Source organism: Mesorhizobium sp. ESP-6-2, assembly GCF_020164675.1.
In the GTDB taxonomy this organism is placed as follows: Bacteria; Pseudomonadota; Alphaproteobacteria; order Rhizobiales; family Rhizobiaceae; genus Mesorhizobium.
In genome coordinates, this window is sequence record NZ_JAIUGT010000001.1 from 361746 (window position 1) to 380216 (window position 18471).

Annotated in this window: 18 protein-coding genes; 15 read left to right on the forward strand and 3 right to left on the reverse strand. The window is 64.1% G+C overall.

The window, feature by feature from the left end; translation table 11 throughout:
- Positions 1–66 precede the first annotated feature (66 nt).
- The 5 genes from LB532_RS01800 to lpdA are packed head-to-tail and all read left to right on the forward strand — an operon-like array spanning position 67 to position 7110.
- Positions 67–3051, forward strand: coding sequence for a 2-oxoglutarate dehydrogenase E1 component (locus tag LB532_RS01800; protein WP_140641068.1), 2985 nt, complete (start codon positions 67–69; stop codon positions 3049–3051).
- A 46-nt stretch (positions 3052–3097) separates the two neighbouring features.
- Entirely contained in the window at positions 3098–4384 is a 1287-nt protein-coding gene (gene odhB / locus LB532_RS01805; RefSeq protein ID WP_140641066.1) for a 2-oxoglutarate dehydrogenase complex dihydrolipoyllysine-residue succinyltransferase, read from the forward strand.
- Positions 4385–4422: 38 nt separating this feature from the next.
- On the forward strand, positions 4423–4929 hold the full coding sequence (locus LB532_RS01810) for a hypothetical protein (RefSeq protein WP_140641064.1): 507 nt from the start codon (positions 4423–4425) through the stop codon (positions 4927–4929).
- Positions 4926–5681 (forward strand): SDR family oxidoreductase, encoded by a 756-nt coding sequence (locus tag LB532_RS01815; RefSeq protein WP_224556317.1) that lies wholly within the window; start codon positions 4926–4928, stop codon positions 5679–5681. The genes LB532_RS01810 and LB532_RS01815 overlap by 4 nt, the downstream gene beginning before the upstream one ends.
- A gap of 25 nt (positions 5682–5706) precedes the next feature.
- A complete protein-coding gene (lpdA, locus tag LB532_RS01820; protein ID WP_140641060.1) occupies positions 5707–7110 on the forward strand; it encodes a dihydrolipoyl dehydrogenase in 1404 nt (467 codons plus the stop codon).
- 565 nt (positions 7111–7675) lie between these two features.
- On the opposite strand, the gene LB532_RS01825 is transcribed toward lpdA, so the two are convergent.
- Together LB532_RS01825 and LB532_RS01830 are read right to left on the reverse strand one after the other, a co-directional pair.
- Complete coding sequence (locus tag LB532_RS01825) at positions 7676–8743, reverse strand: TraB/GumN family protein (protein WP_140641058.1); 1068 nt, start codon at positions 8741–8743, stop codon at positions 7676–7678.
- A 175-nt stretch (positions 8744–8918) separates the two neighbouring features.
- Positions 8919–9857 (reverse strand): tyrosine recombinase XerC, encoded by a 939-nt coding sequence (locus tag LB532_RS01830; RefSeq protein WP_224556319.1) that lies wholly within the window; start codon positions 9855–9857, stop codon positions 8919–8921.
- 315 nt (positions 9858–10172) lie between these two features.
- Between LB532_RS01830 and rimM the strand changes: the two genes are divergently transcribed.
- Together rimM and trmD are read left to right on the forward strand one after the other, a co-directional pair.
- Positions 10173–10772 carry a ribosome maturation factor RimM gene (gene rimM, locus LB532_RS01835; protein WP_140643303.1) on the forward strand — a complete coding sequence of 200 codons (600 nt, stop codon included), beginning with the start codon at positions 10173–10175 and terminating at the stop codon, positions 10770–10772.
- The gene (gene trmD, locus LB532_RS01840; RefSeq protein ID WP_140643305.1) at positions 10769–11470 is read left to right on the forward strand and encodes a tRNA (guanosine(37)-N1)-methyltransferase TrmD; all 702 of its coding nucleotides are present in this window, start codon (positions 10769–10771) and stop codon (positions 11468–11470) included. Before rimM ends, trmD begins: the two co-directional genes overlap by 4 nt.
- Here trmD and LB532_RS01845 read toward each other — a convergent pair.
- On the reverse strand, positions 11452–12204 hold the full coding sequence (locus LB532_RS01845; RefSeq protein ID WP_140643307.1) for a sulfite exporter TauE/SafE family protein: 753 nt from the start codon (positions 12202–12204) through the stop codon (positions 11452–11454). The genes trmD and LB532_RS01845 overlap by 19 nt on opposite strands.
- A 305-nt stretch (positions 12205–12509) precedes the next feature.
- On the opposite strand from LB532_RS01845, the gene rplS reads away from it, so the two are divergent.
- The 8 genes from rplS to leuC all read left to right on the forward strand — a co-directional run bounded on the left by rplS (position 12510) and on the right by leuC (position 18447).
- Positions 12510–13049, forward strand: coding sequence for a 50S ribosomal protein L19 (gene rplS / locus LB532_RS01850; RefSeq protein WP_140492749.1), 540 nt, complete (start codon positions 12510–12512; stop codon positions 13047–13049).
- Between the two features lie 154 nt (positions 13050–13203).
- Positions 13204–13620, forward strand: coding sequence for an organic hydroperoxide resistance protein (locus LB532_RS01855; RefSeq protein WP_181169542.1), 417 nt, complete (start codon positions 13204–13206; stop codon positions 13618–13620).
- Positions 13617–14126, forward strand: a complete 510-nt coding sequence (locus LB532_RS01860) for a MarR family winged helix-turn-helix transcriptional regulator (protein WP_140643310.1) — start codon at positions 13617–13619, stop codon at positions 14124–14126. Before LB532_RS01855 ends, LB532_RS01860 begins: the two co-directional genes overlap by 4 nt.
- Before the next feature lie 177 nt (positions 14127–14303).
- Complete coding sequence (locus LB532_RS01865) at positions 14304–15101, forward strand: transporter substrate-binding domain-containing protein (RefSeq protein WP_140643312.1); 798 nt, start codon at positions 14304–14306, stop codon at positions 15099–15101.
- Between the two features lie 116 nt (positions 15102–15217).
- On the forward strand, positions 15218–16033 hold the full coding sequence (locus tag LB532_RS01870) for an amino acid ABC transporter permease (protein ID WP_140643314.1): 816 nt from the start codon (positions 15218–15220) through the stop codon (positions 16031–16033).
- A 56-nt stretch (positions 16034–16089) separates the two neighbouring features.
- On the forward strand, positions 16090–16725 hold the full coding sequence (locus tag LB532_RS01875) for a class I SAM-dependent DNA methyltransferase (protein ID WP_140643493.1): 636 nt from the start codon (positions 16090–16092) through the stop codon (positions 16723–16725).
- A 120-nt stretch (positions 16726–16845) separates the two neighbouring features.
- A complete protein-coding gene (locus tag LB532_RS30010) occupies positions 16846–16971 on the forward strand; it encodes a hypothetical protein (RefSeq protein WP_140492732.1) in 126 nt (41 codons plus the stop codon).
- A 66-nt stretch (positions 16972–17037) separates the two neighbouring features.
- Positions 17038–18447, forward strand: coding sequence for a 3-isopropylmalate dehydratase large subunit (gene leuC, locus LB532_RS01880; RefSeq protein WP_140643316.1), 1410 nt, complete (start codon positions 17038–17040; stop codon positions 18445–18447).
- Positions 18448–18471: the final 24 nt, after the last annotated feature.

Consider the following 18471-nt stretch of genomic DNA (forward strand, 5'->3'; position numbering starts at 1 on the left):
CCTACTCACTACTGACTACTCACTATTCCCCTCGAAAGGAGACGGAGCCAGGCTCCGCAGACAAAGATGGCACGACAAGATCAGGCCAACGACCAATTTTCGCTCACCTCTTTCCTCTATGGCGGCAATGCCGATTATATCGACGCGCTTTATGCTGCCTATGAGGATGATCCAGCCTCGGTCAATCCCGAATGGCAGGAGTTCTTCGCCGGCCTGAAGGACGATGCCGGGGATGTCCGCAAGAACGCCAAGGGCGCCTCTTGGGCCAAGCCTTCCTGGCCGATGCAGGCCAATGGCGAGCTGGTGTCGGCGCTCGACGGCAATTGGGGCTTGGTCGAAAAGCACATCGAAAAGAAGGTCAAGGAGAAGGCTGCCGTCAACGGCGCCGTCCCGTCCGACGCCGACGTGCACCAGGCGACGCGCGATTCCGTGCGCGCCATCATGATGATCCGCGCCTATCGCATGCGCGGCCATCTGCACGCCAATCTCGATCCGCTCGGCATCGCCACGCTCGAGGATTATAACGAGCTGTCGCCGGAGAATTACGGCTTCACCGAAGCCGACTACGACCGGCCGATCTTCCTCGACAATGTGCTCGGGCTCGAATTCGGCACCATCCGTCAGATGCTCGACATCCTGACCCGCACCTATTGCTCGACGCTGGGCGTCGAGTTCATGCATATCTCCGATCCGGAAGAGAAAGCGTGGATCCAGGCGCGCATCGAGGGCGCCGACAAGGAGATCTCCTTCACCGCGACCGGCAAGAAGGCTATCCTGCAGAAGCTGATCGAGGCCGAGGGTTTCGAGCAGTTCGCCGACGTCAAGTTCAAGGGTACCAAGCGCTTCGGCCTCGACGGCGGCGAAGCGCTGATCCCGGCGCTGGAGCAGATCGTCAAGCGCGGCGGCCAGCTCGGGCTGAAGGAGATCGTGCTCGGCATGGCGCATCGCGGCCGCCTCAACGTGCTCTCCCAGGTGATGGCCAAACCGCATCGCGCCATCTTCCATGAATTCAAGGGCGGCTCGGCCGCGCCCGACGAGGTCGAGGGCTCGGGCGACGTCAAATACCATCTCGGCGCCTCGTCGGACCGCGAGTTCGACGGCAACAAGGTGCACCTGTCGCTGACCGCCAACCCCTCGCATCTGGAAATCGTCGACCCGGTGGTGATGGGCAAGGCGCGCGCCAAACAGGACTATCTGTTCGGCCGTGGCCGCGAGGAGATCGTGCCTCTGGAAGAGCGGGCCAAGGTGCTGCCGCTTTTGCTGCATGGCGACGCCGCCTTTGCCGGCCAGGGCGTGATTGCCGAGATCCTCGGCCTGTCGGGCCTGCGCGGCCACCGCGTCGCCGGCACGCTGCATTTCATCATCAACAACCAGATCGGCTTCACCACCAATCCGCGCTTCTCGCGCTCGTCGCCCTATCCGTCCGACGTCGCCAAGATGATCGAGGCGCCGATCTTCCACGTCAACGGCGACGATCCGGAAGCCGTGGTGCACGCCGCCAAGGTGGCGATCGAATTCCGCATGAAGTTCCACAAGCCGGTCGTGGTCGACATGTTCTGCTATCGCCGCTTCGGCCATAATGAAGGCGACGAGCCGGCCTTCACGCAGCCGATCATGTATCGCAACATCCGCACCCATAAGACGACGGTGCAGATCTATGCCGACCGGCTCATCGCCGAAGGCCACATGACCCAGGCCGAGTTCGACAAGCTCAAGGCCGACTGGCGCGAGCATCTGGAATCCGAATGGGAAGTCGGCCAACACTACAAGCCCAACAAGGCGGACTGGCTCGATGGCGCCTGGTCGGGCTTGCGCACCGCCGACAACCAGGATGAAACAAGACGCGGCAAGACCGCGGTGCCGGTCAAGACGCTGAAGGAGATCGGCAAGAAGCTGACCGAGGTGCCGAAGGATTTCGAGGCGCACAAGACGATCATCCGCTTCCTCGAAAACCGCCGCCAGGCCATCGAATCCGGGGAAGGCATCGACTGGTCGACGGCCGAGGCGCTGGCCTTCGGCGCCATCCTGCTCGACGGCAACCCGATCCGCCTCTCCGGGCAGGATTCGGAGCGCGGCACCTTCTCGCAGCGCCATTCCGTGCTCTACGACCAGCGCGACGAGACTCGCTATATCCCGCTCAACAATCTGTCGGCGGCGCAGGCCGGCTATGAGGTCATCAACTCGATGCTGTCCGAAGAAGCCGTGCTCGGCTTCGAATATGGCTACAGCCTGGCCGAGCCGAAGGCGCTGACGCTGTGGGAAGCGCAGTTCGGCGACTTCGCCAATGGCGCCCAGGTGGTGTTCGACCAGTTCATATCCAGCGGAGAGCGCAAGTGGCTCAGAATGTCGGGCCTCGTCTGCCTGCTGCCGCATGGCTATGAAGGCCAGGGGCCGGAACATTCGTCTGCCCGGCTCGAGCGTTTCCTCCAGCTCTGCGCCGAAGACAACATGCAAGTGGCCAACTGCACGACGCCGGCCAACTACTTCCACATACTGCGCCGGCAGTTGAAGCGCGATTTCCGCAAGCCGCTGATCCTGATGACGCCGAAATCACTGCTGCGCCACAAGCGGGCGGTGTCGACGCTGCCGGAAATGTCGGGCGAAAGCTCGTTCCACCGGCTGTTGTGGGACGATGCCCAGCTCCTGCCCAACCAGGCCATCAAGCTGACCAAGGATTCCAAGATCCGCCGTGTCGTGCTGTGCTCGGGCAAGGTTTACTACGACCTTTATGAGGAGCGCGAGAAGCGCGGCATCAACGACATCTATCTGCTGCGCGTCGAACAGCTCTACCCGTTCCCGGCCAAGGCGCTGATCACCGAATTGTCGCGCTTCCGCAATGCCGAAATGGTGTGGTGCCAGGAGGAGCCCAAGAACATGGGCGCCTGGTCGTTCATCGACCCGTATCTGGAATGGGTGCTGGCGCATATCGACGCCAAGCACCAGCGGGTGCGCTACACCGGCCGGCCGGCATCCGCCTCGCCGGCGACCGGGCTTATGTCCAAGCATCTCGCCCAGCTCGCCGCCTTGCTCGAAGACGCGCTCGGCGAGTAGGCAGAGTTGAGCGAATAGAACAGACAGACAGAAACGGACAGGCACAATGGCTACCGAAATCCGCGTTCCCACTCTCGGCGAATCCGTCACCGAGGCGACCATCGGCAAATGGTTCAAGAAGGTGGGCGATGCCATTGCCGCCGACGAGCCGCTGGTCGAGCTCGAAACCGACAAGGTGACCGTCGAGGTTCCCTCGCCGGGCGCTGGAACCTTGGGCGAGATCGCGGCCAAGGAAGGCGAGACAGTCGGGGTCGGCGCGCTTCTGGGCTCGATTTCGGCCGGCGGCGCCGCCGCACCAGTGACCAAGCCGCAAGCCGTGGCGCAGGCATCCAGCCCCGACGCGGCGCAGACCACCAAGCAGGCCGCCGCCGAGACCGCCAAGGTCGCCGGTGACGCCGGCCCGGTCGAGCCGCGCGCCATGCCGCCCGCGCCGGCGGCGGCGAAACTGATCGCCGAAAACAATCTGTCGGTCGACCAGCTTTCCGGTTCGGGCAAGCGCGGCCAGGTGCTGAAGGGCGACGTGCTCGATGCCATCTCCAAGGGCGCGCCTTCGCAGCCGGCCGAGACGCCGAAGGCGGCGCCCGCACCCGCCGCGCCAGCGGTGGCCCGCGCGCCCTCGTCGGGTGACGATGCGGCACGCGAAGAGCGCGTGCGCATGACCAAGCTGCGCCAGACCATCGCGCGCCGGCTCAAGGAAGCGCAGTCGACCGCCGCCATGCTCACCACCTTCAACGAGGTCGACATGTCAGCGGTGATGGCGCTCAGGACCAAGTACAAGGACGTGTTCGAGAAGAAGCACGGCGTGAAGCTCGGCTTCATGGGTTTCTTCACCAAGGCCGTCACGCACGCGCTGAAGGAAATCCCCTCGGTCAACGCCGAGATCGACGCCACCGATATCATCTTCAAGAACTACGCCCATATCGGCGTCGCCGTCGGCACCGAGAAGGGTCTGGTCGTTCCGGTGGTGCGCGATGCCGACCAGATGTCTATCGCCGAGATCGAGAAGGAGATCGGCCGGCTCGGCATCGCCGCGCGAGACGGCAAGCTGTCGGTCGCCGACATGCAGGGCGGCACGTTCACGATTTCCAACGGCGGCGTCTACGGGTCGCTGATGTCGACGCCGATCCTCAACGCGCCGCAGTCGGGCATTCTGGGCATGCACAAGATCCAGGACCGGCCTGTGGTGGTCGGCGGCCAGATCGTGATCCGGCCGATGATGTATCTGGCGCTGAGCTACGATCACCGCATCGTCGACGGCAAGGAAGCGGTCACCTTTCTGGTGCGCGTCAAGGAAAGCCTGGAGGATCCGGAACGGCTGGTGCTTGATCTGTGAGGCGGTCGGATGGCGGCTCGCGGTCGGAGTAGCCAATAATGCCCCTGTTCCCTGGGCCCGCCAGACCGATAGCGCTGGCGGCCGGTATGGCATTCGCCGCCGTCCACGCTAATGCCGCATGCCCGATCGAACTCGCCGTCTACGGCGATGCCCAGAGCGGCAGTGAGATCGATTTTGCCCCGACCGGCACGTCGGCGACCGTCACCAACACGTTCCGCTTGATCCTCGACAACAATGTGGTGCTGAACGGCATCGTCCAATGGAACGAAGGTGTTTCGCGGCCGAACGGGGCGCTGATGTACAAATGCCCGGCAGGCGACGTGACCGGCACCGAGCTTGCCGCCTGCACCTTGTGGAACGGCGTCATCTATACGTCGGATGACAGGGGCGGCATCGGCCTGTTGCCGGCCGAAGGCGTCGACGCACCGAAGACGCTGATCCTGCCCGATCTCGGTCCGGTGTTGCATCAATCCACCGCCTATGGCGGCGGCGGGTTTTCGAAAGTGCCGTCGGATGTGTTTGCCTTGAATGGATGCCAGGAATGAGTGAAACGCAAAAGGTGCTGCTTGTCACCGGCGGCAGCCGCGGCATCGGCGCCGCCATTTGTAGGCTCGGATCGAAGGCTGGCTATCGCGTAGCGGTCAACTACGCCTCCAACCAGACAGCCGCCGAGGCGCTGGTCGGCGAAATCAAGGCCGCAGGCGGCGAGGCCTTTGCGGTCAGGGGCGATGTCGGCGTCGAATCCGATGTCGTTGCCATGTTTGAAGCCGTCGACCGCACCTATGGCCGGCTCGATGCTTTCGTCAACAATGCCGGCATCGTCGATGTCAAGGCGCGTATCGACGAGATGGATGTCTCACGGCTGGAGCGCATGATGCGCATCAACGTGGTGGGGTCGTTCCTCTGCGCCCGCGAAGCGGTGAAGCGGATGTCGAGCCGTCACGGTGGGTCGGGTGGATCCATCGTCAACATCTCGTCGGCTGCGGCAGTTCTGGGCTCGCCGGGCGAATATGTCGACTACGCCGCGTCCAAGGGCGCGATCGACACCTTCACCATCGGGCTCGCCCGCGAGGTGGCGCTGGAAGGCATCCGCGTCAATGCGGTGCGGCCGGGCATCATCGATACCGAAATCCATGCCTCGGGTGGACAGCCGGACCGGATAGAACGGTTCCGCGACCTTCTGCCGATGAAAAGAGCCGGCACCGCAAATGAAGTCGCGGGCGCGGTTCTCTACCTGTTGTCCGATGCCGCGTCCTATACGACCGGCGCGATCCTGAATGTCAGCGGCGGCCGCTGAGCGCCCCAAGAAAAGGGAAACGAACATGGCTTATGACGTCGTAATCATCGGCTCGGGACCGGGCGGCTATGTCTGCGCCATCAAGGCGGCGCAGCTCGGGCTGAAGGTCGCGGTGGTCGAGAAGAACCCGACCTTCGGCGGCACCTGCCTCAACATCGGCTGCATTCCGTCCAAGGCGTTGCTGCATGCCTCCGAGATGTTCGCCGAGGCCGGCCATTCCTTCGACACGCTGGGTGTCGAAGTGACGCCGAAGCTCAATTTAAAGAAGATGATGGCGCACAAGGACGCGACGGTGACGGCGAACGTCAACGGCGTCGCCTTCCTGTTCAAGAAGAACAAGATCGACAGCTTTCGCGGCATCGGCACGGTGATCGCTGCGGGCAAGGTGTCGGTGACCAGCGAGGACGGCAAGGTCGAGGAAATCGAGACGAAGAACATCGTCATCGCCACCGGCTCGGACGTCGCCGGCATTCCTGGCGTCACAGTCGACTTCGACGAAAAAGTCATCGTTTCCTCGACCGGCGCGCTGTCGCTGGACAAGGTGCCCGGCCATCTCGTCGTGGTCGGCGGCGGGGTCATCGGGCTCGAGCTCGGCTCGGTCTGGGCGCGGCTCGGGGCCAAGGTCACCGTGGTCGAATTCCTCGACACCATCCTCGGCGGTATGGACGGCGAAGTCTCCAAGCAATTCCAGCGGCTGCTCTCCAAGCAGGGCTTCGAATTCAGGCTCGGCGCCAAGGTCACCGGCGTCGCCAAGGCCAAGAAGGGCGCCAGCGTCACTTTCGAGCCTGTGAAAGGCGGCGCGGCCGAGACGATCGAAGCCGACATGGTGCTGATCGCCACCGGCCGCCGCGCTTTCGCCGACAGCCTGGGCCTGAAGGAAGCGGGCATCGAGGTCGATGAGCGCGGCCGGGTCAAGACCGACGCGCACCTCAGGACCAACATAGCAGGCATCTATGCCATCGGCGATGTCATCGCCGGGCCGATGCTGGCGCACAAGGCCGAGGATGAGGGCGTAGCGGTCGCCGAGACGATTGCCGGCCAGGCCGGCCATGTGAACTACGACGTCATTCCGAGCGTCGTCTACACCAGCCCGGAGATCGCTTCGGTCGGCAAGACCGAGGAGGAATTGAAGAAGGCCGGCATCGACTACAAGGTCGGAAAGTTTCCGTTCACCGCCAATGGCCGGGCACGCGCCATGCTGCACACCGACGGCTTCGTCAAGATCCTGGCCGACAAGGCCACCGACCGCGTGCTCGGCGTTCACATCGTCGGCTTCGGCGCCGGCGAGATGATCCACGAGGCGGCGGTGCTGATGGAATTCGGCGGCTCGTCGGAAGATCTCGCACGCACCTGCCATGCCCATCCGACCATGTCGGAAGCAGTGAAGGAAGCGGCATTGGCGACGTTCTTCAAGCCGATCCATATTTAGAACGATCCAGGAAAACCGTGAAACGCTTTTCCTGGGAAAAAGCGCGTAGCGCTTTCCCTGAGGGAATTGCCTCCTTGCCTGCCCAAACAGAACGGCCCGCCGGAAGGCGGGCCGTTCTTCGTTGAAAGCCGTGGCCCGGATTACTGGGCCGGTGCGGGAGCTGGGGCCGGTGCAGGAGCCGGTGTCGCCGGTGCAGGAGCCGGAGCGGGTGCTGGTGCAGGGGCGGGCGCGGGTGTCGGTTCGGCGGGCTTCATCGGTTCCGCGGGCGCTGGGGCCGGGGCCGGTGTGCTCGCGGCCGGCGGTTCGGTCGCCGGATGCTCACCACTTCTTCCGAAAACATAATACGCGACTACAGCCAGAATAACGACGACCAATGCAATCAGCCAAGGGCTGCCGCCGCCACCTGATCTGGGCGTGTCGTTTGATGGATTCGCCATAAAAGTGTCCTCCGTGGATGAAAATGATCAATCAACAGCCATCAACGCGCAACCGTTGAAGGGGTTTCACGCTAGGGAAGGAAAGCGCCGAAAACGCGGCGCCTTGGGTCCTCCGCTGCCCACGCGACTCAATCGACAGCGGTGACAGTATAGCCGGCTTTGCGGAAATCCTCGACCAGCCCCTCCGGACCGGGCAGATGCAGCGCGCCGACGGCGATGAAGGCGTTGCCTTTGGCGAGGAATGGTCCGGCATGATCGACCATCGCCTTGTTGCGGCTGGTGATCATGGTCTGCTCGAATGCCGCGTAGCCTGTCGCGTCGCCCGTCTCGCCGGGTAGCACGGCGCGAAACAGCGGCCAGAACATGCCGGTCTCGCCGCGCTGGTAGAGCACGATCATGGTTTCATTGACGTCGTTCATTCTGTCGCCGAGCTTCAGCGTGTCGACCAGTCCCTTCATGTGGAACGCAATCGGCAGCGAAGCCATGGCGCGCAGCTGGCCGGCGACGGTTTCCAGCCCTTCGACGGATTTGCCGGAGGCCTTGGCATCCTCGGCAAGCTTGACGTCGAGCACCGGCGCGCCGCCGGCCTTGCGGGCGAGCTCGCAGGCTGGAAGCGCCACCATGGCCGACAGCATCCACGGCTTCATCTTGGCGACGGTTGCCGGCGGGATGCCGCGTTCGTCGAGCGCCTTGTCGACAGCCGCAGCGTCGTCAGGCGACAGCAGCGACGACAGCGTGGTGCTGTCGGTGAACATCATCAGCTCCGGCTGCTTGAGCAGAGCCGCCATCATCTTCTGCTGGTCGAGCACTTCGGTGGTCTCGATCACGATGGTGCCGGCGCCGTCATAGGCCTTCTGCGCCGCCGGCGGCAGCGCTGTGACACGCGGGTCGGTCATATGCATGGTGCCAAACAGGAAGGACGGCTGTTCGCCCGGCTTCTCCAGCTTCCACAGCAGGCCCTTGCCGTTCGGCGTTGCGGCGGCTTCCGCCTCGATCTTGCGGTAGGTGGACGGGTCGCTTTTCTGCAACGCCGACAGCATGTCGGCGCCGGTGCAGGATGGGATTTCGGCATGCGCCTTGCCGGCCGCGAACAACAGGACGGCGAGCAGAGACAGGAAAAACAGCACATGGAGCGCCAAGAGCAGCTTCAGCGAGAAGAGCGCAGCGCGGTCGGCGATGACGATGACCCGTTTCATGGTCCTTTCCTAAGCTGGAAAAACGGCAAAACGGTTAACCCGGAGAACGAAATTGTCTTCGGTTCAATCAGTTTTCGACGATCGCTCGGATTACTGAGCGGCCTGTGGTTAGTTGAGCCGCCCACCCATCATCATCCCGTGGCAAAGTCCGGAAGCCTCGCACAACCCCAATACTTCATGCCCTCGGGTGAGCCGATTCATAGATCTCCAGCAGCCTCGCCGTATCGACGCCGGTGTAGATCTGCGTGGTCGACAGGCTGGCATGGCCGAGTAGTTCCTGGATGGTGCGCAGGTCGCCGCCGCGGCCGAGCAGATGCGTGGCAAAGGAATGGCGCAAGGCGTGCGGCGTTGCCGTGTCCGGCAGGTTGAGCGCTGAGCGCAGCTTGGCCATCTCGCGCTGGACGATGGCCGGGTTGAGCGGGCCGCCGCGCGCGCCGCGAAACAACAGGCCCTTGGGGTCGAGATGGTAGGGGCACAGCCGGCGGTATTCGGCAATCGCCTTGAGCGCCACCGGCAGCACCGGCACCAACCGCGTCTTGCCACCCTTACCGGTGACGCGCAGCACCGTGTCGGCCTCCGACGCCAGGTCGGCGCCGGCAAGGCCGAGCGCCTCGGAAATGCGCAGGCCCGAGCCGTAGAGCAGCGTCAGCACGGCGGCGTTGCGGGCGGCGATCCAGGGTTCCTCCGCCAATTGACCCTCGACGGAAACGACATGTTTTGCGTCACTGGCCGTCAGCGGTTTCGGCAGCGACTTGGGTTGGCGCGGCGCGCGCAGGGCCGCCGCGCCCGCTGCGTTGGCGAGACCACGCCGTTCCAGGAAGCGCAAGAGTGAGCGAATGCCGGCCAGCCCCCGGCCGAGCGTGCGGGCGCCTGCGCCTTCATTGCGACGGGCGGCGAGAAAACCGCGCAGGTCGGCCGGGCGCAGTTCGGCGATGTCGGCAATGCCGGGCGGTCCGCCATTATGCCCCGTCAGGAAATGCAGGAACTGCCTGGTGTCGCGCTCATAGGCTTCCACCGTCTCGGGCGACAGCCGACGTTCTCGCGCGAGCATCTTGAGCCAGCTTTCGCGCACCGCCTGAAGGTCGGGCTTTGCCGGGATAAGGAATTCCTGCATGGCGTCGTTCCGGTTCGCCGTCATTTTCCGGCAGCCGGGTTAGGAAGCGGTGAAGAGGCCGTCATTGAAATGACAACCCGGTGGGGCTAGGAGTCGATTGGCGGCAAGTCATAACCTTGTTGATTGGCTGAAATGCCCGGTGCCTTTTTGCTGCGGAGACCGCAGGATGTCCGCCAATAGAGAGTTGCAGGGACGAGACCCGTGAGCCTTTCTGAACTGCCGTGGGTTTTGATCACAGTAACGGAATGGATCCTCGGGTCTGCGCAGTCGCTTCGCGCCTGCTCCGACCGTGGATGACGAAGGTAAAAGCGCGCCATGAGCAAGCCCCAGAACCCCGTCCAGATGGCCGTGATTGGCGCCGCCCACGGCATCAAGGGCGAATTGCGCGTCAAAACCTTCACCGGCGATCCGCTGGCGCTCGCCGATTACGGGCCGCTTTATGCCAAGGACGGCCGCGCCTTCCAGATCATCGACATAAGGCCTGCCAACACCGTGGTTGTGGTGCGCTTCAAGGGTGTCAGTGACCGCGACGCGGCCGAGGCGCTGGCCGGCACGGAGCTGTTCGTCGATCGCTCTATGCTGCCCGATGACGGCGAGGAGGACGAATTCTATCATGCCGACCTGATCGGTCTGGAGGTTCGGGACGATACGGGAACCGTCCTTGGCAAGGTGGTCGCAGTGCACAATTTCGGCGGCGGCGACATCCTCGATGTGACGCTCTCCGGCCGCAAGGGCGTGTTGATCCCGTTCACGCAGGCCGCTGTGCCCGAAGTGTCGATCGCCGGGGGTTTTGTGCGCGTCGACCCGGCGGCGGCCGGGCTGGTCGAGGACGAGGACGGCGAAGCGCCGCGCGAGGAAGGCTTCGACCCGAAGGGCAGGCCGCGCGGCCCGAGGGACGCCGGGGGCAACCGGTGAGCTTCTCCGCCTCCGTGCTTACGCTCTACCCGGAAATGTTTCCGGGTCTGCTTGGCCTGTCGCTGGCCGGGCGGGCGCTGGAGGCCGGTACATGGTCGCTGCAGGCAATCCAGATCCGCGACTTCGCAACCGACCGCCACCGCACTGTCGACGACACGCCGGCCGGCGGCGGCGCCGGAATGGTCATGCGCGCCGATGTCTTGGCCAGGGCGATCGACCATGCCTCGCCCGAAGGCGATTTGCGGCCACGGCTGCTGATGAGCCCACGTGGAAAGCCGCTGACGCAGGCGCGCGTGCGCGAACTGGCCGCTGGGCCGGGCGCCGTCATCCTGTGCGGCCGCTTCGAAGGCATCGACCAGCGGGTGATCGACGCGCGGAATTTGGAGGAAGTCTCCATCGGCGACTTCATCCTCTCCGGCGGCGAGCCGGCGGCGCTTGTGCTGCTCGATGCGGTGGTGCGGCTGCTGCCCGGCGTCATGGGCAATGCCGTGTCGGGTGAAGAAGAGAGCTTTGAAAACGGCCTGCTCGAACACCCGCATTACACGCGGCCACAGGATTTCGAGGGCCGGCCCATTCCCGAGGTGCTGACCTCGGGCAACCACGGCAAGATCGCAGCTTGGCGGCGGGCAGAGTCGGAGAAGCTGACTCGAGAACGGCGGCCGGACTTGCTCGGCTCTCCTCAGCCCTTGGCGAAATAGTAGAACGCCAGGAACAGCCCGACCGCGACGACGAAGCCGCGCACCACATTCTGCGGCACGCGCTTGGCGATCCACACGCCGGCATAGCCGCCCAGCGCGCCGCCGGGGATCATGATGATCGCCTGCGGCCAGGCGACAACGCCACCCGAGACGAAGACGACGATGGCGACCGCCGCGATGACAATTGCCAGCATGTTTTTCAGCGCATTCAGGCGGTGGTAGTCGCCGGCCTGGGTCAGGCCGAGCGTCGCCAGCATCATCACGCCCATGCCCGCCCCGAAGAAGCCGCCATAGATGGCCGTGACGAACTGCGCCAGCGAGCCGGCCAATGAGCCCACAGAAGCCTCATGCCCCGGCTTGGGTGCGGGCTTCAGCCACGGCCCGGCGGCGAACAGCGCCGTCGCGGCCAGCAGCAGCCACGGCACCAGGATGCGAAATGACGGATTGTCCAGCGCCAACAGGATGAGCGCGCCGGCCAGTGCGCCGAGCGCCGATATCAGGCAGAGCAGCAGGGCGCCACGCCAGAAATGACGGATGTCGTCCCGGTAGGCCAGCGTCGAGGTGACATAGCCGGGAAATTGCGTCACCGAGGAGGTGGCGTTGGCGACGATCGGCGGCAGGCCGACCAAGGTCATGGCGCCGAAGGTGATGAAGGTGCCGCCGCCCGCGACCGCATTGGCGGCGCCGGAAAGAAAACCCGCCATGAATAGCAGAACCGCGTCGAAAAAGGACATGAGGATGCCGCCGGAGAACTATGGTTGCCCCGCCTTAGGCAGCTTGAAGGGCCCTTGCAACCCGGCAGTGGACAGATACGATGGTGCACGCGAGCAAAAAAGACGCGGCCAAGACGTGACAAAGCGTCGAAATAGCTGTATGTGCCCGCCGAACCGGGAGAAATCTGCCGGACCCGTCAACAATGGCGGTGTAGTCGCCCCTGCCCGATGTTCTCGAACAAAGGGCATAGCCGAGCGGTCATTGGAACTGCAAGGCGAGCGCCGGGCGCTCTGACTGTCGGAAGAACAAGAAGTGGATTACTGAGATGGATCTCATCCGTCAGCTCGAGGCCGAACAGGCCGCCAAGATCGAAGCCAAGCGCAAGCTTCCCGAATTTCAGCCCGGCGACACCGTGCGCGTCCAGGTCCGCGTGACCGAAGGCACCCGCACCCGCGTCCAGGCCTATGAAGGCGTCGTCATCGCCCGCGCCGGTTCCGGCTTCCAGGAAAATTTCACCGTCCGCAAGATCTCCTACGGCGAAGGCGTCGAGCGCGTCTTCCCGGTGTTTTCGCCAATGGTCGAAGGCGTCGAGATCGTGCGTCGCGGCAAGGTGCGTCGTGCCAAGCTCTATTACCTGCGCGACCGTCGCGGCAAGTCGGCCCGTATTTCGGAGAACACCGGCGTGCGCGCCCGCAAGCTCAACGATGAGGAGCGCGATGCGCTGAACGCCGAGAAGGCGCGCATCGAGGCCGAGAAGGTTGCCGCCGCGCAGGCGCTGGCCGCGGAGACGGCCGCCAAGGAAGCCGCCGAGAAGAAGGCCGCCGACGAAGCCGCCAAGGCTGCGGAAGCCGCAGCCGCCGAATAAGGTTTTCGACGAAGGATTTTGAAAAGGCGGCTTCGGCCGCCTTTTTTTGTTCACCAGACTGTGATCGCTTTTCCTCCGCAGGATCAGGATCCGGGGTGTTGACGAAACAGCAATTAGTACACTAATTAATCGTACACTATATAATTGGAGATGTATGATGGCACTTTATACCACACAGGCTCGCGTCACCGGCGGCCGCGCCGGCCATGGCGAGACCAGCGATGGTCTGCTCAAGGTCGATCTGGCGATGCCCAAGGAGCTCGGCGGGCCGGGCGGCGCCACCAATCCCGAGCAGCTTTTCGCCATCGGCTACGCCGCCTGCTTCGAAAGCGCCATCCGCTTCGTCGCGCGTAAACAGAAGCTTCCGCTTGCCGACGCCGCGGTAACCGCGACCGTCGACCTTCTTCCCAATGGCGAGGGTTTCAAGCTCGGCGTTTCCTTGGCGGCCGAGACGAAAGGCCTTGATCAGGCGGCCGCAGAAGCGCTTGTATCGGCGGCGCACCAGATTTGCCCCTACTCCAACGCAACCAGGGGCAATGTCGAGGTGGCGATTTCGGCAAAGGCGACATGACGGCGAAAACCAAAGACACGGCTGACCAGGTCCCGGCGGATGACGCCGGGACCAGCGCGGTTCCAAGGCTCCGCGATCAACTCTGCTTCGCGCTCTATTCGGCAAGCGGATTGATGACGAAGCTCTACCGGCCGTTGCTCGATCCGCTTGGTCTGACCTATCCGCAATATCTGGCCATGCTGGCGCTGTGGGAGCGCGCGCCGAGCACGGTGGGCGAGCTCGGCGAGGCGCTGGGCCTCGATTCGGCGACGCTGACGCCGCTGCTCAAGCGGCTCGAGGCCGGCGGCCTGGTTACGCGCCGGCGCGATCCTGCCGACGAGCGCCGCGTGCTGGTCGAGCCGACCGCCAAGGGCCAGGCTCTGCGCGAGCGCGCCAGGGACATCCCCGCCGCCATGCTCTGCAGCCTGCCTCTCGACCCAGCCGAGCTGAAGTCGCTGCACGGCACGCTGACCCGCTTTGTCGCCGGGCTGCGCGAGGCCGATGCCGGAGCGCCGCAGCGCGGCTGATCGGCCACGGCAAGGATCGTTCCCCAAAATCCCGGCCGAAAGTATCTATTTGCGTTTTTCGCCAGCCGTGGCGTAGCGGAGCGTCTTGCATGGCGCTTGCGGAGAGCTAAAGTCGGCGCCGGATTTCCTTTGCAGGCCCGGCCATGTCCGGGCGCTTTCACTTCCGGGGAGTGTGTCATGACCAAATCGCTACTGCTGCTGGCCGGCCTGCTTGCCGTCATGCTTGCGCCCGTTGCCGCCTTCGCCCAGGCGCTGCCCGATCTCGGCGGCAAGAAAGTGGTGGTGGTGACGGAAAACGCCTATCCGCCGCTGCAGTTCATCGATGCCAAGACCGGAAAACAGATCGGCTGGGAATATGACGCGATGAACGAGATCGCCAAGCGGCTGAATTTCACCGTCGAGTACCAGAACACCTCCTGGGACGCGATGATCCAGGCGGTTTCCGACAACCAGTACAACATTGGCATGACCGGCATCACCATCAAGGACGACCGCAAGCAGAAGGTGGATTTCTCCGACCCCTATATGCGCTCGGAACAGTTCATGCTGGTGCGCGGCGACGAGAGCCGCTTCACCGACGCCAAGACCTTCGGCGCCTTCAAGGACGGGCTGATCGGCGCGCAGGCCGGCACGACGCCCTTCTACACCGCTGTCTACAGCGTGCTGGACGGCAATGAGCAGAACCCGCGCATAAAGCTGTTCGAGACGTTCGGTGCTACCGTGCAGGCGCTGAAGACTGGCGACGTCGATGTGGTGCTCACGGACGGCACCGCCGGCAAGGGCTATGTCGACGCTTCCGACGGCAAGCTGAAGCTGATCGGCGGCCCGCTGGGCACCGAGGATTTCGGCTTCATCTTCCCCAAGGGGTCCGACCTGGTGAAGCCTGTCAACGCCGCCATCGCCGCGCTCAAGGCCGACGGCACATTCGATGCGCTGAACAAAAAATGGTTCCTTGATTACAAGATGGGGCAGTGAACCTCGTTGTTACGCGCATTGCATGATGGTTATGCGCGGGAACTTGCGCTGACTCTGCGCCCAGAGGGGGGTGTGACAGAACGCAGCCTTGGTATTTTTGTCACCGGCAATACCTGATGCCGTCCTCGACTTCCTCCTCCGCCAGACCTGAATTTCCCTGGTGGCTGGCCGCCGCCCTTGTCCTTGCCCTGGCCGCCGCGCTCGCCATCGCCGCCAGCGATCTCTATGCCCAGGTCTTCGCCACTGTCGCCAAGGGCATCGGCGTCACCGTCTTCGTCACCATTGTCGCCTTCGCGCTGGCCTCGATGATCGGCCTCGGCATCGCGCTGATGGGATTGTCGGGTTCGCAGTGGCTGCGGCAGATCGCGCGTTTCTATGTCGAGATCATCCGTGGCGTACCGATCCTGGTGCTTTTGTTCTGGATCGCTTTCGCCGGCGCACCGGCTTTCGTCGCCGCCTGGAACGCGCTGACCGCGCCGCTGCAGAGCGCCGGCTATCTCGGCGAGTTGCTGGTGCGTGACGTCTCGCTCTTGTGGCGCGCCATCATGGCGCTGACCATCGGCTATTCCGCCTTTATCTCCGAGGTGTTCCGGGCCGGCATCCAGGCGGTCGAGAAGGGCCAGATCGAAGCGGCCAAGGCGCTGGGGCTGACGCGGACGCAACGCTTCCGGCTGATCGTCTTTCCGCAGGCGATCCGCACCATCCTGCCGCCGCTTGGCAATGACTTCGTCGCCCTGGTCAAGGATTCCTCGCTGGTCTCGGTGCTCGGCGTCGCCGACATCACGCAGATGGGCAAGGTCTATGCCGCCGGCTCCTTCCGCTTCTTCGAGACCTATTCGATAACAGCCTACATCTATCTCATCCTGACCGTCGGCCTGTCGCTGGCGCTCCGGGCGCTCGAACGGCGGCTGCGCCGCCAGCATCAGGAATAGTCTTTCGGCAAGGACGGCGTTACGCTCCGGTTGCGCACTGGAGGAGGAGCATGCCCGTGAACATCGACAAGGCCAATGCCGCGCTGGATTCGGTCTATACGGCCGATACGCCGGAAACCCTGGCGCAGGCCTATGCCGCATGGGCCGCGACCTATGACAGCGAGACCGCCTCGCTCGGTTATCTCCTGCCGTTCCTCATCACCGCCTGGGTGGCGCGCCATGTGCCTGCGGGCGAAGGGCCGCTGCTCGACGCCGGCTGCGGCACCGGCCTGTCGGGACCATCGCTGAAGGCGCTGGGCTACGGCGATATCGCCGGGCTCGACCTGTCGGACGACATGCTGAAGATCGCCGGCAGCCGCAACGCCTATGGCGAGCTGAAGCAGGCAATGCTGGGCGGCCCGCTGCCCTGGCCCGACGGGCATTTCCGCGCCTTCTTCTCGACCGGCGTGTTCACCATCAGCCATGCGCCGGCTTCCGGCCTGCACGAACTGGTGCGCATCACGAAGAAAGGCGGCCACGCCATCTTCACCGTGCGCGACCAGGTGTTCGAGAGCGGTGGTTTCCAGACCGTGTTCGACGAGCTCGAGCGGACGGGAAAATGGCGGCTGGTCGAGCAAAGCCCGTGGTTCCGCTGTTATGCGATTGCCGAGCCGGATGCGCTGGTGAAGACGTTTGTCTTCGAGGTGCTTTGAGCCGCGGGGCCGCCAAGCTTGGTGCTTCCCCGAAGGTGTGGACGCGAGGACGAGGAACCCAGGTCCCGCGCAGCCACCCGCCAATTGCCGAAAAGCCAAAACATTGCTATCTAACCCCCCATGGAAGAGCTTTTTGGCGATCCGGCCTACAAGGGGTTCGTGCTGCAGGACAGAAAACGCCTGCCGTCGCGCTTCTCCGCGCGCGTCTGCGGCGCGCCGACCAGCCGACTTACGCGGGCCGACTGATCAACTCGTTCCGCCGGACATCTCGGCGCCTGCCCTTCCCATTCTCATATCGACGGATTTACGCACATGAGCGCACCGCGCACCCTCTATGACAAGATTTTCGACGACCACGTCGTCGACCGCCAGGACGACGGCACCTGCCTGCTCTATATCGACCGCCACCTCGTCCATGAGGTGACCAGCCCGCAGGCCTTCGAGGGCCTGCGCATGAGTGGCCGCAAAGTCCGTCATCCCGAAAAGACGCTGGCCGTGGTCGACCACAACGTCTCGACCTCGCCCGAGCGCAAGTTCGGCATCAAGAACGAGGAAAGCCGCATCCAGGTCGAGGCTCTGGCCAGGAACGCCAAGGATTTCGGCGTCGAGTATTATTCCGAGAACGACATCCGCCAGGGCATCGTCCATATCATCGGGCCGGAACAGGGTTTCACCTTGCCCGGCATGACCATCGTCTGCGGCGACAGCCACACCTCCACCCACGGCGCCTTCGGCGCGCTGGCGCACGGCATCGGCACGTCGGAGGTCGAGCACGTGCTGGCGACGCAGACGCTGATCCAGCGTAAGGCCAAGAACATGCTGGTGCGTGTCGACGGCCAGTTGCCGGAAGGCGTCACCGCCAAGGACATCATCCTCGCCATCATCGGCGAGATCGGCACCGCCGGCGGCACCGGCTATGTCATCGAGTATGCCGGCGAGGCGATCCGCTCGCTGTCGATGGAAGGCCGCATGACGATCTGCAACATGTCGATCGAGGGCGGCGCGCGCGCCGGCCTGATTGCACCCGACGAAACGACCTTCGCCTATGTCAAGGACAAGCCGCGCGCGCCCAAGGGCGCCGCCTGGGACGCCGCGCTCGCCTACTGGAAGACGCTGCAATCCGACGAAGGCGCGCATTTCGACAAGGTGATCGTGCTCGATGCGGCCAAACTGCCGCCGATCGTCTCGTGGGGCTCTTCCCCGGAGGATGTTGTCTCGGTGCAAGGGATTGTGCCGAACCCGGAAGATATCAGCGACGAAAACAAGCGCACCTCAAAGCAGCGCGCGCTCGACTATATGGGCCTGACGCCGGGAACGAAGATCACCGACATCGCGCTCGACCGTGTCTTCATCGGTTCCTGCACCAACGGCCGCATCGAGGATCTTCGCGCCGCCGCCAAGGTGGTCGAGGGCAGAAAAGTCAATCCGCGCGTCAACGCCATGATCGTGCCGGGCTCCGGCCTGGTCAAGGAACAGGCCGAGGCCGAAGGGCTCGACAAGATCTTCCTCGCCGCCGGCTTCGACTGGCGCGAGCCGGGTTGCTCGATGTGCCTTGCCATGAACGACGACCGGCTGAAGCCACATGAGCGCTGCGCCTCGACCTCGAACCGCAATTTCGAGGGCCGGCAGGGCTTCAAAGGGCGCACCCATCTGGTGTCGCCGGCCATGGCTGCGGCGGCGGCGATCGCCGGTCACTTCGTCGATATTCGCGACTGGAAGTAAATCGCGGCTGGTTCGATCGAAACG

Coding starts and splice junctions, on each gene's coding strand:
- LB532_RS01810 (WP_140641064.1), top strand. CDS start 4,423: ATGCCCCTGTTCCCTGGGCCCGCCAGACCGATAGCGCTGGCGGCCGGT.
- LB532_RS01865 (WP_140643312.1), top strand. CDS start 14,304: ATGACCAAATCGCTACTGCTGCTGGCCGGCCTGCTTGCCGTCATGCTT.
- rplS (WP_140492749.1), top strand. CDS start 12,510: ATGGATCTCATCCGTCAGCTCGAGGCCGAACAGGCCGCCAAGATCGAA.
- odhB (WP_140641066.1), top strand. CDS start 3,098: ATGGCTACCGAAATCCGCGTTCCCACTCTCGGCGAATCCGTCACCGAG.
- LB532_RS01825 (WP_140641058.1), bottom strand. CDS start 8,743: ATGAAACGGGTCATCGTCATCGCCGACCGCGCTGCGCTCTTCTCGCTG.
- leuC (WP_140643316.1), top strand. CDS start 17,038: ATGAGCGCACCGCGCACCCTCTATGACAAGATTTTCGACGACCACGTC.
- LB532_RS01800 (WP_140641068.1), top strand. CDS start 67: ATGGCACGACAAGATCAGGCCAACGACCAATTTTCGCTCACCTCTTTC.
- lpdA (WP_140641060.1), top strand. CDS start 5,707: ATGGCTTATGACGTCGTAATCATCGGCTCGGGACCGGGCGGCTATGTC.
- LB532_RS01845 (WP_140643307.1), bottom strand. CDS start 12,204: ATGTCCTTTTTCGACGCGGTTCTGCTATTCATGGCGGGTTTTCTTTCC.
- LB532_RS01860 (WP_140643310.1), top strand. CDS start 13,617: ATGACGGCGAAAACCAAAGACACGGCTGACCAGGTCCCGGCGGATGAC.
- rimM (WP_140643303.1), top strand. CDS start 10,173: ATGAGCAAGCCCCAGAACCCCGTCCAGATGGCCGTGATTGGCGCCGCC.
- LB532_RS01870 (WP_140643314.1), top strand. CDS start 15,218: ATGCCGTCCTCGACTTCCTCCTCCGCCAGACCTGAATTTCCCTGGTGG.
- LB532_RS01855 (WP_181169542.1), top strand. CDS start 13,204: ATGATGGCACTTTATACCACACAGGCTCGCGTCACCGGCGGCCGCGCC.
- LB532_RS01830 (WP_224556319.1), bottom strand. CDS start 9,857: ATGCAGGAATTCCTTATCCCGGCAAAGCCCGACCTTCAGGCGGTGCGC.
- LB532_RS30010 (WP_140492732.1), top strand. CDS start 16,846: ATGGAAGAGCTTTTTGGCGATCCGGCCTACAAGGGGTTCGTGCTGCAG.
- LB532_RS01815 (WP_224556317.1), top strand. CDS start 4,926: ATGAGTGAAACGCAAAAGGTGCTGCTTGTCACCGGCGGCAGCCGCGGC.